Below are 16,679 nucleotides of genomic sequence, written 5' to 3'. Positions count from 1 at the left end.
GGCCTGCCCGGCCTGCGGGCGGGCCCCGGGGAGCCTCAGCCCTTAGGCCGACGCACACTCTTTCCGCTGCTCAGCGGGGGCCGAGACGACCTCAGCCTGCTTGCGGGCGGGCGTGATGGTCGGAGCGTTGCCCTTGTCCGGCGAGACGAAAGCGCAGGGACGGGACGACGCGGTGACCGCGGGACGGGCGACCTTCTTGACTTCGGCCATGTGGCCTCCTCCATAGGTGCGTCACACAACGCGTCTCACTGAAGCAGAAGGAAACCGAGTCGAATAGCGCTGCTATCGGACACCGTTGAGAAGGCGTGTTTGTCGTTCATCCTCAGGGAGGAATTGATCTATCGGTAGTCGGTGTGCAGCTTTCTCGTCTGCCGATTCGCCTGCGATATCTGCTTGATCCGGACCGGCGGGGGCGGCGTGGAAATCCATCTGAATGCGCGGGGGCGGTACTGATTCCGGCCAAGGGTGGGGGGAGGGTCTACTCCGTCGGTGCGGTCTACGACGGGCCGGGGGCGGGCGACGTGCCGTCAGATGGAGGTGAGTGGGGTGTCCAGGGTGACCGCGTCGTACTGCGTCGGCTGCCCAGGTGTGCGACTGGGCAGTTCTTGCCACAGGCGCCGGTTCCTGGTGCAGTTCGGGGTCGGACTGCACCAGGTTGCGCAGGACGCGGGCCAGGACGACCGCCGGCGGTGCGGCGTCCCCGCGTCGCGTTGCACGTCGACGGGGGTGTTGGCGAAGGATTGGGTCATCGCCTCGGTGACCAGCACCCGGGACAGCAGCAGGGGCGGCGCCTACGGGGTTCGCGGAACTCGGCGTACAGCGACTCGGCGATGGCGTGTGTCGACGGTGGCGCTGCCCGGCTCGACCAGGCGGACGACGGCCAGGAGGTACGGCGCGAGCAGCGCATGTCGGTCGCCGTCGACGGCAGCGTCCAGTTCTGGCTCGGGCTGGCGTCACAATCCGCTTACTCGGCGGCGTCGACGCAAACCGCGTACGCCCAGTACCTGGACACCTCGGACCCGGGCGGGTTCTCGTTGTCAGCGTTGACCGCCCATTGAGTTGGGGGTGTGTCGAAGTCCTCCACGAGGGGGAACGAGGAGGTGTAGCGGACAGGGGGGCCTCCCGCTCTGCCGAAGCCTCCCCCAGTGGCGACTTTGCCTTCTGGGCAGGTCGCGATGGCAGTTCCGGAGGTGCCAGGGGCAACGCGGGTTTCCCCGATGGCGACTTCGGCCCCCGTCACACCGCCTCCATTGCCGTTCGTGGGTGACGTCACCTCAGTGTTCTGGCTGCAGTTGATGTTCTGAGTGCCGGTGAAGGAGTTCCCTTGTCCGACCTGTCCCATTGGGTAACAGACCTGGAGGAGAGGCGAGTTACCCACAAGTGAGAGGAGTCCCCCGTCGTCTTGAGCCTGGGCGCCACCGGCGCTGAGGAGGGCCGCTGCCGTCGCAGCGGTGCTGATCGTGGCCAACCGCTTGGTGAGCTTCACTCGACCGCCTTTCTTCCCTGGTACCAATAGCTGATGTGCCTAGGGACAGGGTTGCGGCGTAGGCGTTGGGAGATCACTCGGCACGCGGCACTGTCCACTGTTTCCCTCGAACAGCCCCGGAGCCAGCGCGAGGCCTACCGGCGGAAGCTCAGCGGTGGTCTCGACGTCGATCCCGCCGGGTCCCGTGGTGGACCGTCTCCGCCGGTGTGCAGGGGACAGGTCGGGGGGACGCTGGGCCGGCCGTCCACCTGGTCGGCCGGACGGGCCGGCTACCGCGCTTCGCGTAATCGCAGTTACTCAGCGCGGCCGTCCCTCGGGTGCCCAGGACGGGCGAGGGAGAGGATGCAACGCTGGAGTGAGGGGCCCGTGAGTGGAGGTCCGAGTGGGCCTTGCCGCGTGGATCCGGCCCACCCTGACCAGGACCGCGCGACCAACCCGGAAGGCAGGTGCGTCCCATGCGCACGTCGATCCGTATCGCCGGTGCCCTCACCGGCCTGACCCTCACCCTGGGCGGTGTGGTCCTCGCCGCTCCCGCGGTCCGGGCGGACATCCCCGCCTGCACACAGATGGCCGAGCTGGCCGGTGCCACCGATTCCGCCGCCGTCACAGCGGCCTGCAGCCGTGGCGTGGTCGGAGACCTGCAGGGTTGTGTGACCGGACTGACCGGGGCCGGAGTGGCGGGCGGCGCCGCGACCGGGGCCTGCCGGGCGGCGGCCCACGAACCGCGTTAGAGGAGCGCGTGCGGCAGCCGCTCACGGTGGCGCCCAGCCTCGCCTCGCGGGCCTCATTCGGAGCGCCCATGCTGAGTATGAGGGCGCCGTCGTCTTGAGGCTTGTCCTTCCCGAAGGCCGAACGAAGGCGCCTGAGAGGAGGAGGAAGCCATGCGCATGCGAAGAATCCTGGGCCTCGTCCTGGCCGCGGCAACCCTTGCCGGTGTGAGCGCCGTCGGCACTGTGAGCGCTGTCGGCGCCGTCAGCGCCGGGGCCGTCTCGTCTCCGAGCATCTCCAGAGACGACTGCACGGCTGCCGGCGGACAGGTCATTGCACGCCCCTACGCCGGCTACACCTGCGCGCTGCCTGACGGGACCACGCAGGCGATCACTTGACCGGTCGGCGCACGGCTGGGCAACAAGCCCGGCCGGTGCACCCGGCGCCGTGGGTCTGGGTGCCGGGCTGCCCGGGAAGGGGGTGGGGAAGCGGCCCGGCGGCCGAGGATCGCGGCAGTGCAGCGCCGGCCGCCGGTGCTCAGTGACCGTACGCAGCTGTCGCGATCTCGATGAAGGACCGGATCAACGGGTTGGTGTCACCCTCGTTCCACACCGCCACCACCTGGCTCGGCGGCATGTCGTTCAGCGGCACCGCGGCCAGCTCCGCGGGCAGGTCGTGTCCGAGCGGGGCCAGGCCGACCGTGCCGTTCCACAGTACGGCCTGCAGGCATTCCTGGACGGCGCGCACCACTGGGCCCTCGCGCGGCCTGCCGGCGTTCCAGTACGACTGCCAGATGGGGTCGGTGCCCTGGGGAAACTGGAACCAGCGGCGGTCGCTCAGTTCGGCCGGCCGCAGTTCGTCGCGGCGGGCCAGCGGATCGTCTGCGCGCAGGACCACGCCGACCGGGTCGGTCCGCAGTGGACGCACCGTCAGGGCAGTCTCGTCGAACGGCGCTCGCGTCAGCGCGACGTCGACCAGTCCGGCGCGCAACCCGCAGGTCGGGTCGGTCAGATCGGTGTCGCGGATGTGGATGTCGATGCCGGGGTGGCGTCGGCGGTAGGCGGCGGCCAGCCTGGCCGTTCCCGGGTCGGTGCCGTCGCCCAGGATGCCGATGGTGAGGGTCGTGACGCCGGCGGCCGCGCTCACGCGTACCCGGACGCGGTCGGCGTGGCCGAGCAGGGCTCGCGCCTCGTCGAGCAGCACAGAGCCCACCGCGGTGAGCGTGACCCCCGTAGGCGAGCGGGTGAACAGCTGGGCCCCGACATCGGCCTCCAACTGCTTGATCGCCCGGCTCAGCGGCGGCTGGCTCATGTGCAGTCGGGTGGCGGCCCGGCCGAAATGGAGTTCCTCGGCGACGGCCACGAAGTACCGCAAGGTCCGTAGCTCCACGCTGCAACATTACCCACGAGGTATCGGCGCCGCGGGATGGGTCTTGGACACCGGGAGGTCCCCGGCGGTGCACTCGTGGGCATGAACGAAGAAGCGAAGACAAGCGAGCCGCAGACCGACCCAGCTGTATCGGTGGTGGGTCCCGGCGACGGCGAGACGATCGCTCTGGGCACCACGCACATGCGCGTTCTGGAGGACGGCAGCCACACCGGGCACCGTCTCGCGATCACCGAGTCCGTCCTCGCCCCGCACACCCAGGGGCCGCCGCAGCACCGTCATGCCCGGCATGACGAGGGCTTCTACGTCCTCTCAGGCACCGTGCGGTTCACCGTCGGGGACGAGGACTACGACGCCACCACGGGCACGCTCGTGGTGGTTCCGCCCGGTACCCCGCACACCTTCGCCAACCCGACCGACCAACCCGCCGTCATGCTCAGCACATTCACCCCCGACCTGTACGTGCAGTACTTCCGAGACCTCCAGGAGGTGCTCACCGACGGCCGGCCGTTGACGCCGCAAGCCAACGTCGACGTGATGCGCCGCTACGCGACCGAGCCCGCCACCGACCACGACTGAACCGAAGGCGCGCGCGACACGGACCGGGCCTTCACCAGGGCTCTTCTGGCAAGCGACGCAATCGACCCGTCCCGGTGAACCGGTGGCCCGTGAACCGGTGGCCCGTGCACGGGAACCATGAACGGGCAACGATGAACATCGCCTATTGGATCGTTGCGGGACTGCTCGCGCTCTTCTACTTCTACGCAGGCACGCTGAAGCTGATCCGCAGCCGCGATCAGCTCCGACCGATGATGGCCTGGGTCGACCGCGTGCCCTTGTCCGCCCTCAGGGCGCTGGGAGCGGTCGAAATACTCGGCGCGACCGGCCTGATCCTGCCGCCGCTGACCGGCATCGCCCCCTCGCTGGCACCGGCCGCGGCCATCGGCTTCGTACTCCCGCAGACCGGCGACGTGCGATGACGTGCGATGAGCGAGGTGCTGCGTTCGCCGTCACTCCGTTCTCGTATGCTCCACGCCATGAACGAGGGGGAGCCCGGCAGACGGGTGATCGACGGCCGGTTCGAGCTGGAGGCGCGGCTCGGCGGTGGCGGCATGGGCACGGTGTGGCGGGCGCGCGACGTCGTACTGGATCGCGCCGTCGCGTTGAAGGAGGTGCGTCCGCCCGACCCGGGGCTCGCCGAGTACGACCCGGAGGCCGCGGCGCTTCTGCGTGCCCGGGTGCTGCGCGAGGCCCGGGCGCTGGCCCGCGTCGAGCACCCGAACGTCGTCACCATCCATCATGTGGTGGACGGCGCCGGGTACCCGTACCCATGGCTCGTCATGGAGCTGGTCACCGGAGGTTCCCTCGCCGACCGCCTCGCCCGCGGCCCGATGGAGCCGCGGGAGGTGGCCCGGCTGAGCCGCGAGGTGCTTGGCGCGCTGCGCGCCGCGCATGCGGTCGGAATCCAGCACCGGGACGTCAAGCCCGCGAACGTGCTGCTGCGTACCGACGGGCGTCCCGTGCTCACCGACTTCGGCATCGCCGCGATCCGCGAGTCGACCGTTCTGACCGCCACCGGTTCCATCATCGGCACGCCTGACTACATGGCCCCGGAGCGCGTCTCCGGTGGCGAGGGCGGCCCGGAATCCGACCTGTGGTCGCTCGCGATGATGCTGTACGTGGCCGTCGAAGGCCACCACCCGCTTCGCAGAGGAAGTACGCTGGCCACGCTGGCGGCCGTCCTGAACGAGGAACTGCCGCCGCCCCGGCAGGCAGGAGTTCTCGGGCCCCTCCTCGACGCGGCGTTGACGAAGGACCCGGCTCGGCGACCGGACGCAGCCACCGTGGACGCCATGCTCGCCGAGGCGGCAGAGGGACCGACGCCGGACTCGGCAGCCGATCGCACCGGCACGACCTCATTCCGTCTGGCCCCGCCGGACGCGTCGGCGCGGAGACCCGCCGGCCCGGTTACGGCTGGCGCGGCACCGTCCTCCGGTTCGCTTCCCCACACCGCCCCGACACCGACAGCTCCCCCGGAGTCGTCGTCGCAGTCCTCTCCATACGCGCCGCACGCGCAGCACACGCCGAACCCGCCCTTCCCGAGCGCGCACTCCGTCCGCGACACCCCGCCGCTCGGGCAGCCGCAGCACCACCCGCTGCCAGGTTCGGTAACGGTCGTCGGCCAGGGAGACCGCGAGGCGCGGATGCGGCGGCGGATCCGCCGTGCCGCCGTCGGTTCCTCGATCGTCTCCACGGTGCTCGTCGGGGTGTTGGTGTGGACGCTCCTTCCTGACGGCGGCGACGACGCGAAGGACCAGGGCGTGAAGTCGCCGAACCCCGTCGCCGGCTCCCGCTCCCCCGCTCCGACCGACACCGCCGGTGTCCCAGCGGGCAGCGACGGCTCCGAAGACGCGGCGGACTCCGGTGAGGGCGCGACGGAGGCCGACCTGCTGACCCCGGACGGCATCCGCAGCGCCGTGGCGGCACTCAAGGCCGAAACGGGCACGGACCGTATGTGCCGCCTCGTCGTCTACCCGGAGTACGTCTCCGCCGAGGTCATGGTCGACGGCAGCAAGACCCGTTACGACTCCTGGACCTATCGGCCGGGGGAAGGTGCGCAGAAGGGCATCATCAGCGGGTCGGTGAGCCCCGTGGAGAGCCCGTTCAGCGCCGAAGACTTCGACTGGGACGCCGTCCCCGCCCTGTTCGAGCGGGCCGAGCGGGAACTGAACGTGAAGGACATCACCACGCGGTACCTGGTGGTGGAGGGAGCCGACCCGACCTTCGGCGACCCGATGGGCATGTCGGCCTACCTCTCCAACAAGCACAGCCAGACTGGCTATCTCACGGCGGACCACACGGGCAAGGTGACCAAGGTGATGCCCAACGAGCAGGAGGACTGAGGGCCGTCGCGGCCAGGGGCGAGGCGGGTCGAGGTTTGCCATCTCACGGCATCACCGGGGGCGGCACCTGGCGCCTCCGGACACGGGGCGTTGCCTAGCATGACCGGCGTCGAAAGGTCGCCCCGGGCGTCGCGCGAGCCGACGGGCCGCGGCCTCGGAGAGGTGACGGCGAGGCCGCGATGCGGGTTCACACCGTCAGCGCGACGGACCGGCCGGGCCGGGTGTCGAGTCGCGAGTCAGTACGGTCTTCACGTGCTCCGGTCGGGTAGCGCATCGGTGTCGGCCGGCCCTAGAAGGACGAGGGTGTCCGCCCTCGTGAACGAGGCTGCCTGCCCTTCCGTGACTGGCTCGAGCAGGCCCTCGGCGCGGACGACGAACAGGGTCTCGTGTCCGGGCGGAACCGCCTCGGCAGCCGACTGCACACGGAAGCGGGCGCCTCGTTCGTGACGGGACGTCAGCGTGCGCCCGCCGAGATCGGGCCCGAACAGGACGTGCCCGCCGGTGTACGGGGCGACGACACCCTGGCTGCCCGGCGGTGGGGCGACGCGATAGACCGGGCCTTCGACCCTGTCCTGCATGACCACCGAGGCGAGCGCGTTGAAGTCGTCGTCGTCGGTGAGCAGGAGAACTGCCGTGACCCCCTCCAGCATGGCTTGGGGGTTGGTGATCGCGGCGAAGAGTTCTCCCGCGGCCAGTTCGATGTCCGATTCCATGATCCGCTCCCGTTCCGTCGCGGGACCGGCCCACATCAGCACGTCCAGTCCCGCCGCGCGCAACGCCCGCGCGAGATCGATCGCCCAGGAGCTTCCGCCGACGAGCAGCGGCCGGGTGCGCGTCGACCGGGCGACGCCGAGCCTGGCGGCCACGGGCCCTGCCGTCAACGCGTAGACCAGGACCGTCCCCACGATGACGAGGAAGGTGATCGGGAGGATCTTGTCGGCGTCGTGCACTCCCTTGTCGACGAGCGAGGTCGAGAACGTGGAGGCGGTGCAGGCGGCGACGATGCCGCGGGGCGCCATCCACCCGACGAAGCCGCGTTCCCCGGAGCCGAGGTCCGTCCGGGCTGCCGCGCAGAGGGCCACCAGCGGTCTGACCACCACGACGAGCACGGCGATGAGGGCGAGCGAGGGCAGGATCACCGGTGCGACGGACTTCGGCTCGACCGTGGCCGAGATCGAGATGAACAGCAGACCGATGGTCAGTTCGACGACGGTCTCGAAGAACGGTCGTCGTGCCGGCATGTCGAATCCGGGCAGGTTCGCCACCGCGATACCCATGACGATGGCCGCGATGAGGCCCGTGTCGTCGAAGACCATGTCGCATCCGGCGGAGACCGCGACGACGCTCGCCAACTGCGCGAGTGTCCCGAGCGTTCCGCCCAGCCGCAGTCGCCGCAGTGCCAGCCACAGCAGCGTGATGCCGACCACACCGCCGATCAGCCCGACGGCCATGCCGCCGACGAAGATCCCGAAACGGAACTCACGGTTTTCCTGGGACCGGACGATGATGTGGAAGACGACCGCACCGAGAATGCCCCCGACGGGGTCGATCAAGGAACCTTCCCAGGTCAGGATCCTTCGCAGGCGATCCGTGGGTCTGACGTGCTCCAGGATCGGGCCGACGACGGTCGGCCCGGAGACCACGAGGATCACACCGGTCATCGCCGCCACCGTGAACGGGACGTCGAACAGCGCGAAGATCAGCCCCAGGCACGCTCCCCAGGTGATGGGGATCCCCAGGACGATCAGCCGCAGCACCACGCTGCGCGTCTCGCCCTTGAGGTGAGGGAGCTCGAGGCCCAGCCCCGCGTCGTAGAGAATGACCGCCACCGCGAGCGACACCAGCGAGTTGAAGTCCGGCGCCAGTTGGTCGGGGTGGACGACGTCGGTGAGGGCCCCCGCGGTGAATCCGACCGGCAGCAGGATGATCAGGGAAGGAACACGCAAGCGGCTCGCCAGGATCTGGGAGCCCACCGCGAGCACGACGGTCAGGCCGATGCCCAGCAGGATCTGCTCTTCGTTCACCGCGGCCGCGCCCCCGTCCCACGCGAGGGTGAGACCCGGGAATCACTCCTGTTTGCCGGCATCGCCGCGCCGCAGTTCGGCATCGGTGAGCGGTTCGAGCTCGCCATGGGTGTCGAGCCAGTACACGAAGGCGACCGCGGGAAAGACCAGTACCAAGGCCACGATGGTGACGATCCCGAGCCACTGGAGGGTGTTCGAAGCGCCCGCTCCCTCGGCCACGGTCAGCGACGTGGGGATCAGGTACGGACGCTGGGCCAGCCCCCAGGCGATCACCGCCGCCGCGACGACCGCGACGGCCGTCGGCCGTGACCAGGCTCCGCTGCTCCGCAGCAGCAGGCCCACGCTGCCGACCGTGGCGACTCCCGCCAGGACGACGAAGACCAGACCCGCGCCATGGGTGAGCCCATGCCACACGTGCGGCGCGTCGTCGTGAGTGACGAACAGCGTCACGACGGCCAGCACCGCCACGGCGGCAAGAGCGCCGAACGCGCGCCTCCGGAAGTAGCCGTCGAGATCCGGCGCGTCGAAGCGGCGAGCGTCCGCCGCCAGGAACACGGCACCCAGGAACGCCGTGGTCGCGATCGCGAGCAGACCGAAGAGGAGGGACGTGGGATTGGTCCAGGCGTCGGCTTCCGCGGGTGTGCCGGGGGCCACGCGACCCGAGGCCACGCCGCCCGCCGCGGCGCCGAGGAAGAACGGGGTCAGCAGGGAGGAGACGGCGAACACGGCGCCGTACAGCCGCCGGCCCGCCAGTCGGCGGCTGGGCTTGCGCAGGGCGAATCCGGCGCCGCGCAGGACCATGCCCACGGCGGCCAGGGCCAGCGGCAGCCACATGGCGGAGAAGACCGTCTGGAACAGCACCGGGAAGCCGGTCCACATGATGACCAGGACGAAGATCAGCCAGACGTTGTTGACCTCCCAGACGGGGGCCATCGCGTGGTCGATGAGCCATCGCGGCCGCTTGCCGCGCTCCGCTCCCCCGGCCGTCAGGTCCCAGAAGCCCGCCCCGAAGTCGGTGCCGCCCGCGCAGGTGTACGCGGTGATCGCCAGCAGCAGCACTACGGCGATGACGTCCGCCGTCATGACCCGGTCCTTCCGGATGAGCCGCCGGAGTCACCGGCTGGGACGGTGGGCCGGGGTCCGTACGGAGTGTCCGTCTCCGGCCCCTCCGCAGGGAGCCCTGCCGCCGCTCGCGCATCGGCCAGGCGCCAGCGGGTGCGCATCTTCAGGAGTACGACGAGGAACGAACCGAAGATGAACACGTACACGACGATCACGAGCGCGAACATGATCCACAGGGCGTAGGAGCGGGTGGAGGTCACGGCTTCGGCGACGCGCATGTTCTCGTAGACGATCCACGGCTGGCGTCCCACCTCGGTGGTGATCCAGCCGCATTCGACGGCGACGACGGAGGCGACGCCCGCGCACGCGGCGCCGCGGTAGAACCACTTCGACTCGGGCAGCCGACGGCGGCGCCACCAGATCAGGGCGTACCAAAGGGCCAGCAGCACGAGCAGGCTGCCGATCCCGACCATGAGGTCGAAGGCCCAGTGGACGATGGTCGCCTGGGTGGCGTTCGGCCGGTCGGAGGCCGGTACGGAGGTCAGTCCGGTCACCTTGGTGTCGGGTCGGAAGCCGGCCAGGATGGAGTCGAGCTGCGGGATCTTGATCCCGCCGGAGATGGTGCCGTCCGGGTGAAGGCGGCCGAACAGGTACTCCGGCACATGGGTGTCGGTCTCCCAGACGATCTCCATCGCGGCGAACTTGACGGGCTGTTCGTGGAAGACCTGCCGGGCGATGGAGTCGCCCAGCATGAACTGAATGGGCGTGAAGACCGCGGCGACGGTGAACGGCACGGTGAAGCCGAGGCGGTGGTAGCGGTCCCGGCGTCCGCGCAGCCACCCGGTGGCGTATACACCGGCCACGACGTAGCCGGCGGTCACCAGCATGGCCACCACGAAGTGCCAGTACTGCGGCCCGAACATGGGCGTGAAGATCGCCTTCCAGACGTTCACGTCGGTGGGGTTGCCCTTGGCGTCGAGGGTGAAGCCCCGTGGCGTGTTCATCCAGGAGTTGGCGGCCAGGATGCCGAAGGCTCCGAGCAGCGCCGCAGCGGGGAGGGGGAGCCCGAGCAGGAAGTGGGTGCGGGGCTTGAGCCGGCGCCAGCCGTACAGGTAGATGGCGATCAGGACCGCTTCCAGGAAGAAGGCCCAGGCCTCCACGCCGAACCCGATCCCGAACACATCGCCCCATCGGCCCATCAGACCGGGCCACAGCAGTCCGAACTCGAAGGACAGAACCGTGCCGGTCACGACGCCGATCGCGAACTGGACCGCCATCACGGCCGACCACCGTCGCGCCAGCAGCAGTGCCGTCGCATCGCCCTTGCGCAGGCCGTAGCCGTGCATGATGAGCGTGATCAGCGGCAGCGCCACGCCCAACGGCACCAGAATGATGTGGGAGGCGAGGGTGAAGGCCATGAGCGATCTGGCCGGCATCATCTGCGCCGGCGCATCCGCCAGCAGGTGAATCGCGGTGTGCAATGTGTCTCCGGATAGTCTCCGCCGAAAGCCGAAAGCCGAAAGCCGGCCGTCGACCATCGAGCATCGACCGTCGACTGCGCGGGCGGCTGGGTCAGCCGCCGGTGGCGAATCCGGGGAACAGGGTCATGCCCCCGTCCACGTAGAGGGTGGTGCCGACGACGTAGTCCATGAGGTCGGAGGCGAGGCCGACCGCGGCGTGAGCGATGTCTTCCGGGTCGCCGACCCGGTTGTACGGGATCAGCCGCAGAAGGTCCCGCTCGGCGTCCGGGGTCTCCCAGGCGCTGCGGTTGATGGGGGTCCTGATGGCGCCGGGGGCGATGGCGTTCACGCGGATGCGTTTCGGGGCGAGTTCCTGGGCCAGGGTCTCCATCATCATCTGCACGCCGCCCTTGGAGGAGGCGTAGTTGACGTGGCCCGCCCACGGGATGAGCTGGTGCACCGAGCTCATGCAGATGATCTTCCCGGCGGAGCGTGACACCTCGGGGACGACGCCCCGGCGCAGGAACTCCTTGGTGGCCTCACGGGCACAGAGGAACTGCCCGGTGAGGTTGACGTCGAGCACCTTGCGCCACTGGGCGAGCGTCATGTCCGTGAAGGGTGCGTCCCGTTGCAGGCCGGCGTTGGCGACCAGGATGTCGATGGTGCCGAACTCCTCGACCATCCGCTCCGTCATGGCGACGACCTGGTCCTCGTCGGACACGTCCGCTTCATACGCGGCAGCCCGCACACCGAACGAAGTGATCTCCTCGACGACCTTCTCGGCCTCGTCCCGGCCGGCCACGTAGTTGACGACCACGTCCGCCCCCGCCTTGCCCAGCCCGATGGCCGTGGCCTTGCCGATCCCTGAGTTGGCCCCGGTCACCAGCGCCTTCTGGCCCCGGAGCAGGTGGACGGGAATCAGGCCGTTCTGTGCACCCTCGGTGGAACTCACTGCCGACCGCCTCCTCTGCTGCTGCCCTGCCCTGCACGGCCGGGGCGGCGGCCGAGGGGTCCCCGCAGGTCACGCAACCATCGCCGACGAGGGGCCGCATCCAGATCTGCCGGTGGTTGCGCCGCTCGGGCGAGGGCGTTCCCCCGGTCGGTCGCGCACGGACGCCCGCCAGGGCAGTCGTTCCAGCCGGTGGTCGTCCACGCGCAGGTGGCTGAAGCTCCTGGCGGTAAGGGGCGGGGTGAGCGCGCCCGAGAGCGCGACCGAGGTCGCCCAAGAGGCGTCGAGCCCCGTCAACCCAGCCGGGCGGCGATGCGATCGCCGACCCGCAGGGCGTTGGCCATTGCGGTCAGCGACGGGTTGACCGCGCCGATGCTCGGGAAGAAGCTGGTGTCCACGACGTAGAGGTTGTCGAGGTCGTGGGCCTTGCAGTCGGGGTCGAGAGCGGAACTCTCCGGATCCGTCCCGAACCGCACGGTGCCGGCCTGGTGCGCCGTGGCTCCGATCGGCATGCCTTTGTGCAGGTAGAGGCTGTGCGGCAGCAGATGGTGCTCGTGCATGCCCAGGTGACCGAGCATTCCCTGGAGCTTGTGGCGGAGGCGCTTGAGCCCGGCGATGTTGTTCTTCTCGTCGAGGGCGAGATGGACGCGGTCGTCCGCGTCGAGGGTGACGCGGCTGTCCGGAAGTGGCAGGTCCTCCCCGCACAGCCAGAAGTCGACGGCGTGGTGGGCCAGCATCTCGAACGGCATGTCGGGCGAGACCATCCCCGCCCAATGCGGCGCCTCGCCGTGGATCTGGTCGGCGTCCGACTTGCCCAGCATCTGAATGCCGCCCAGCGGGAAGTCCCAGTCGTCGGCACCCAGGTACCAGTCGTTCATCGCCAGCGTCTTCTGGAACTTGGTCGGGTTGGGTTCCTTGGACACCGCCATCAAGGCCAGGTTGTTGTGCCGCATGTAGTGGCGTCCCACCACGTCGGAGCTGTTGGCCAGGCCTCTGGGATGCTTGTCGTTGGCCGAACGCAGCAGCAGGACGGCCGAGTTGACCGCACCGCAGGCGACCACCACGATGTCCGCGCTGAACGATTCCGTCGTCCCGTCGCCGAGTTCGGCCACGGCACCGGTGACGGTCCGCCCGGACGGGTCCGTCTCCAGGCGGCGCACGTGAGCGCCGGTCACCATGGTGACGTTCTCGTGCTTCAGCGCGGGGTCGACGCAGATCACCTGGGCATCGGACTTGGCGTCGACGAGGCAGGGGAAGCCGTCGACCCGGTCGCACCGGATGCAGACGCTGGAGTGGGTGGCCCTGCCGTCCTCGTCCTGGGTGAGGTTGACGCCGATGGGCAGGTGGAAGGGGTGCAGTCCCCGCTTCTCCAGGTCGTCGCTCAACTGCTGGATGCGCGGCTCGTGCTCGACGGGCGGATGCGGATACTGACCGCTCGTCGGGCCCTCGGTGGGGTCTTCGCCGTGTCGCCCGTGGACGAGATACAGCTGCTCGGCCTCGGTGTAGTAGGGCTCCAGATCCTCGTAGCGGATCGGCCAGGCCGGTGAGATGCCGTCGTGGTGGCGCACTTCCCCGAAGTCCTCGGGGCGGAGCCGGAAGAGCGCGGCGCCGTAGAACTTGGTGTTCCCGCCGACGTAGTAGTTGACCTCCGGGGGGAACTCGTTTCCGTGCCTGTCGTACCAGAACTCCGGGGCACGGTACTTGCCCTTGACGAAGACCGCGGTGGATTCCCAGTTGTCCCGCTCTCGCGGCAGGTAGCCGCCGCGTTCGAGGATCAGGATCCGCTTGCCGGTGGCCGCCAGCCGGTGGGCCAGCGTCCCGCCTCCCGCTCCCGTGCCGATGACGATGACGTCGTAGTGCCGGCTGTCAGCCATGAGCAGTACCCGTTCTGAGTTCCCCCCGCCGGACGGTTGGCATGTTCGTACACTCGGTTCGAAGGTTCTCGTGGCCCCCCGTATCGACGGCCCGGTCCAAGCCCGGCACAGACCTGTTCGTTCCGCTTCCCGGGACGGCCCGGGCGGCCTCGTCGACGATCGACCGCGGGTCCGCCGTCGCGTCGACGGTCATCCCCGGCTCGTCCGGACGCAGCGGCTCGAGAGTCGCGTACTGGGAGCCCTCCAGACCAGGCGGCATGAAATGACCTGCGCGTCGGTCCACCCGCTCGGCGGCGGACGCGGGATCGAGCTCCAGGTGCAGGAACCATACGCCCGCCCCGGCCTGGCGGAGCAGGTCCCGGTACTCGCGCTTGAGGGCCGAGCACGCCATGACTCCGCCCCGGCCCGAGTCCGTCACCTGCCTGATCCAGTCGGCGAGCGCCCTCAGCCACGGTTCGCGGTCCTCGTCGGTGAGGGCATGTCCCGACGCCATCTTGGCGCGGTTCGCGGCCGGGTGCAGGTCGTCCGCCTCCAGGTACGGAAGCCCCAGTCGCTGCGCGAGCAGCTTGCCGACGGTGGTCTTCCCCGCTCCCGAGACACCCATGACCACGATCACCACCGGGACGCCGGACGCTGCTCGCACGGCGATCTCACAGGACGGCGATCGGGTTGACCGGTGACCCGGTGGCGTGCGGCAGCCGCAGGGGGGCGATGACACAGAGGAACGACCACCGCCCCTCCTCCTCACAGACCCGCGCCAGGTCCTCGAACTGCAGATAGTCCAGGAGGTGCAGTCCCATGGCGTGGATCGCCAGCACATGTACGGGGAAGTCGACGCCGTCGACGCAGCTGGGGGCGGTGTCGTTGTTCCCGTCGCCGCCGAGCACGGCGACCCGTCGGTCCGCGAGGAACTCCAGGGCGGTCGGATGCAGACCCGCACGGGCTTCCGCCACCCGCCAGGCACCCAGCTCGGCACGTCGCCGGCGGTGGCCGACGCGAACGCACAGCAGGTCGCCCTCGCCCACTCGGACGTCCTGGGCGTCCTCGGCCGCGGCCAGGTCGTCGGCGCTCACGTGATCGCCCGGTTCGAGCCACGGCACCCCACGCGACCGTGGGACGTCCAGCAGCACGCCGCGCCCCACGATGCCGTCGCGGGCCGTCTCGATCCCCAGCGCCTCGGCGCCGTCCTCGGTGACGGTGCTCGCGGGGATGCCCCCGTGCAGGGTCCCGTCGTAGATGACGTGACACAGGGCGTCGATGTGGCTGTCTGCGTCCCCGTGCACGTTCATGGCGAAGCTGTCCATGGCGAAGTCGAGTCCGCTCGCGTGGTCGGCGGACCGTCCGGGCCACTGTGTCATCCGGTGGGTCGCGGGCTCCGGATCGTCGGGCGCCGGCGAGGTCTCCACCGGGGCGGACAGCGTGACCGTCCGGCCCGTGCGCACCTCGCGGGCCGCGTCCCGCACGCGGTCCGGCGTGAGCGCGACCAGCGCACCCCGTTCACCCTCGGCCCAGGACGACCGCGACCTCATGCGCCGGTACAGCGAGCCGAACTCGTCGGCGGTCAGCCGAGGTTGTGCCGTCGTACGCGCGTGCGCCGCCATGGGTCAGCGCCAGTTCTCTGCGTCGAGGGCGTCGTAGCGGGCGTCGTGGAGGGTGGTGGCAGCCATGATCTGGGTCAGATGTGTGAACGCCGTCTGCGGATCGCCGACGCGGCCGTGATCGGCGGTCGGGGGATAGCGGTCCATGGCTGCTCCGAACGAACGACAGAAGCCCTTTCCTTCACTATCGGCCACCAAGGTCACCCCTGCCACATCGTGGCGGTCGGGCTCCCGACAGCACCACAGCACCGGCATACGAACGCGCGTACGACGCTGCTAACGCGGTGCCCTCTACCCTGCGGGCGCATAGGTATGTCGCTGCCCGGATCCCCGGCGTCGACGGGGCGGCGCTGCCCCTGCCCGACCTGCTCGGCGCATTACGGATCGGCGAGCGTGGTGGTTGGCCCTCACGGCCAAGTAGATCCGGCGGGTCCGCCCGACAGTCAGCCGCCGTGCAGACCCCACTCGTCGAGACCGCCGTAGATGTGAGCCTCAAGGCATCGTGGTGCGTCAAGGGCCACGGCCTCGCCTCTGTACAGGGCGATGAGCGAGTCCTTGCCCCGCCACCAACTGTCGGTCACCCCCTGCACTTCGGACACCGGCTCGTAGCCCTTGAGGTCCAATGCCTCGACGGCCTTGCCCGTGATCCTTGTGACGGTCTTGGCCCAGCGACGGGCATGGGCGGCGAGCGCCAAGGACTCCACCCACCCTTCTGTGCCGGCATGCAGGGGCGTCCAGCGGTAGGCGTCGATCCCGAACGCCCCGTCGGGGCCGATCATGAATCCGTAGGCCATGGAGACCCGGCCGCTCCCCGCCGGATACGACCACCCCTGTGCTTGCGACCCTTCGGGACAGTCGGCGTCCAGGATGCGTGGGCCGCCTTCGTAGAACGGGGCCGGCGGCAGGGCGAGGCCGCCCCAGCGGTCCTGGAAGGCGACGGCCCGGTCGGTCGCCGCAGCGGGGATGCCCTGCCCGATCCACGTATCGCGGTGTCGGCGGATGTCCTGCCGGCCGACACGGATGCCGTCCATCTCGACGAACCTCTGGGCTCTGCGACTCAGGCCGGCGGGCGCGACCGGGATCGGCGATACGGAGTCTGCGGCAGTCACTGCTGCCCGCCGTCGCCGGAGTGGAGCACGGCAGCCGCGATCTCGCGGACGCGGTCCAGGGTTCTTGGGTCGCTTGTTTGTGTGGCAACTGCCGCGGTTCGGGGTCAGTTGTCTCCCCGT

Annotated in this window: 16 protein-coding genes and 1 pseudogene; 6 read left to right on the top strand and 11 right to left on the bottom strand. The window is 69.9% G+C overall.

Annotated elements, in window-relative coordinates:
• Nucleotides 1-42: 42 nt before the first annotated feature.
• On the bottom strand, nucleotides 43-210 hold the full coding sequence (locus AMK31_RS40785) for a hypothetical protein (RefSeq protein ID WP_158074565.1): 168 nt from the start codon (nucleotides 208-210) through the stop codon (nucleotides 43-45).
• Between the two features lie 620 nt (nucleotides 211-830).
• Between AMK31_RS40785 and AMK31_RS32000 the strand changes: the two genes are divergently transcribed.
• The 3 genes from AMK31_RS32000 to AMK31_RS31990 all read left to right on the top strand — a co-directional run bounded on the left by AMK31_RS32000 (nucleotide 831) and on the right by AMK31_RS31990 (nucleotide 2,592).
• Nucleotides 831-1,058, top strand: a complete 228-nt coding sequence (locus tag AMK31_RS32000; RefSeq protein WP_073944190.1) for a hypothetical protein — start codon at nucleotides 831-833, stop codon at nucleotides 1,056-1,058.
• 883 nt (nucleotides 1,059-1,941) lie between these two features.
• On the top strand, nucleotides 1,942-2,217 hold the full coding sequence (locus AMK31_RS31995; protein WP_073944189.1) for a hypothetical protein: 276 nt from the start codon (nucleotides 1,942-1,944) through the stop codon (nucleotides 2,215-2,217).
• A 150-nt stretch (nucleotides 2,218-2,367) separates the two neighbouring features.
• Nucleotides 2,368-2,592, top strand: coding sequence for a hypothetical protein (locus tag AMK31_RS31990; RefSeq protein ID WP_073944188.1), 225 nt, complete (start codon nucleotides 2,368-2,370; stop codon nucleotides 2,590-2,592).
• 139 nt (nucleotides 2,593-2,731) lie between these two features.
• Here the strand turns inward: AMK31_RS31990 and AMK31_RS31985 are convergent, their stop codons facing one another.
• The gene (locus AMK31_RS31985) at nucleotides 2,732-3,568 is read right to left on the bottom strand and encodes a LysR family transcriptional regulator (RefSeq protein WP_073944187.1); all 837 of its coding nucleotides are present in this window, start codon (nucleotides 3,566-3,568) and stop codon (nucleotides 2,732-2,734) included.
• Nucleotides 3,569-3,664: 96 nt separating this feature from the next.
• On the opposite strand from AMK31_RS31985, the gene AMK31_RS31980 reads away from it, so the two are divergent.
• The 3 genes and pseudogenes from AMK31_RS31980 (at nucleotide 3,665) to AMK31_RS31970 (ending at nucleotide 6,483) form a co-directional block, all read left to right on the top strand.
• Nucleotides 3,665-4,159 (top strand): cupin domain-containing protein, encoded by a 495-nt coding sequence (locus AMK31_RS31980; protein ID WP_198948608.1) that lies wholly within the window; start codon nucleotides 3,665-3,667, stop codon nucleotides 4,157-4,159.
• A 131-nt stretch (nucleotides 4,160-4,290) separates the two neighbouring features.
• Nucleotides 4,291-4,554 (top strand): annotated as a pseudogene (locus AMK31_RS31975) (DoxX family protein); the annotation flags it as partial.
• 63 nt (nucleotides 4,555-4,617) lie between these two features.
• A complete protein-coding gene (locus AMK31_RS31970; RefSeq protein WP_073944239.1) occupies nucleotides 4,618-6,483 on the top strand; it encodes a serine/threonine protein kinase in 1,866 nt (621 codons plus the stop codon).
• A 248-nt stretch (nucleotides 6,484-6,731) separates the two neighbouring features.
• Here the strand turns inward: AMK31_RS31970 and AMK31_RS31965 are convergent, their stop codons facing one another.
• The 9 genes from AMK31_RS31965 to AMK31_RS31930 form a co-directional block, all read right to left on the bottom strand.
• A complete protein-coding gene (locus tag AMK31_RS31965; RefSeq protein ID WP_073944185.1) occupies nucleotides 6,732-8,507 on the bottom strand; it encodes a cation:proton antiporter in 1,776 nt (591 codons plus the stop codon).
• Between the two features lie 42 nt (nucleotides 8,508-8,549).
• On the bottom strand, nucleotides 8,550-9,590 hold the full coding sequence (locus tag AMK31_RS31960) for a cytochrome d ubiquinol oxidase subunit II (RefSeq protein WP_073944184.1): 1,041 nt from the start codon (nucleotides 9,588-9,590) through the stop codon (nucleotides 8,550-8,552).
• The gene (locus AMK31_RS31955; protein WP_198948612.1) at nucleotides 9,587-11,005 is read right to left on the bottom strand and encodes a cytochrome ubiquinol oxidase subunit I; all 1,419 of its coding nucleotides are present in this window, start codon (nucleotides 11,003-11,005) and stop codon (nucleotides 9,587-9,589) included. Before AMK31_RS31955 ends, AMK31_RS31960 begins: the two co-directional genes overlap by 4 nt.
• 136 nt (nucleotides 11,006-11,141) lie before the next feature.
• Complete coding sequence (locus AMK31_RS31950; RefSeq protein ID WP_073944238.1) at nucleotides 11,142-11,936, bottom strand: SDR family oxidoreductase; 795 nt, start codon at nucleotides 11,934-11,936, stop codon at nucleotides 11,142-11,144.
• A 335-nt stretch (nucleotides 11,937-12,271) separates the two neighbouring features.
• On the bottom strand, nucleotides 12,272-13,852 hold the full coding sequence (locus AMK31_RS31945; protein ID WP_073944182.1) for a GMC oxidoreductase: 1,581 nt from the start codon (nucleotides 13,850-13,852) through the stop codon (nucleotides 12,272-12,274).
• Nucleotides 13,845-14,495: a gluconokinase gene (locus AMK31_RS31940; protein ID WP_338013058.1), complete on the bottom strand. Its 651-nt coding sequence runs from the start codon at nucleotides 14,493-14,495 to the stop codon at nucleotides 13,845-13,847. Before AMK31_RS31940 ends, AMK31_RS31945 begins: the two co-directional genes overlap by 8 nt.
• A 7-nt stretch (nucleotides 14,496-14,502) precedes the next feature.
• Entirely contained in the window at nucleotides 14,503-15,453 is a 951-nt protein-coding gene (locus AMK31_RS31935; RefSeq protein WP_198948607.1) for a cyclase family protein, read from the bottom strand.
• A 3-nt stretch (nucleotides 15,454-15,456) separates the two neighbouring features.
• On the bottom strand, nucleotides 15,457-15,597 hold the full coding sequence (locus tag AMK31_RS40780; protein WP_158074564.1) for a hypothetical protein: 141 nt from the start codon (nucleotides 15,595-15,597) through the stop codon (nucleotides 15,457-15,459).
• Between the two features lie 296 nt (nucleotides 15,598-15,893).
• Nucleotides 15,894-16,559, bottom strand: coding sequence for a hypothetical protein (locus tag AMK31_RS31930; protein ID WP_073944181.1), 666 nt, complete (start codon nucleotides 16,557-16,559; stop codon nucleotides 15,894-15,896).
• Between the last annotated feature and the right edge of the window lie 120 nt (nucleotides 16,560-16,679).

It is taken from the genome of Streptomyces sp. TSRI0107 (assembly GCF_001905845.1).
In the GTDB taxonomy this organism is placed as follows: domain Bacteria; phylum Actinomycetota; class Actinomycetes; order Streptomycetales; family Streptomycetaceae; genus Streptomyces.
Note: the sequence above shows the minus strand (reverse complement) of the source record. Positions and strands in the feature narration are given on the sequence as shown.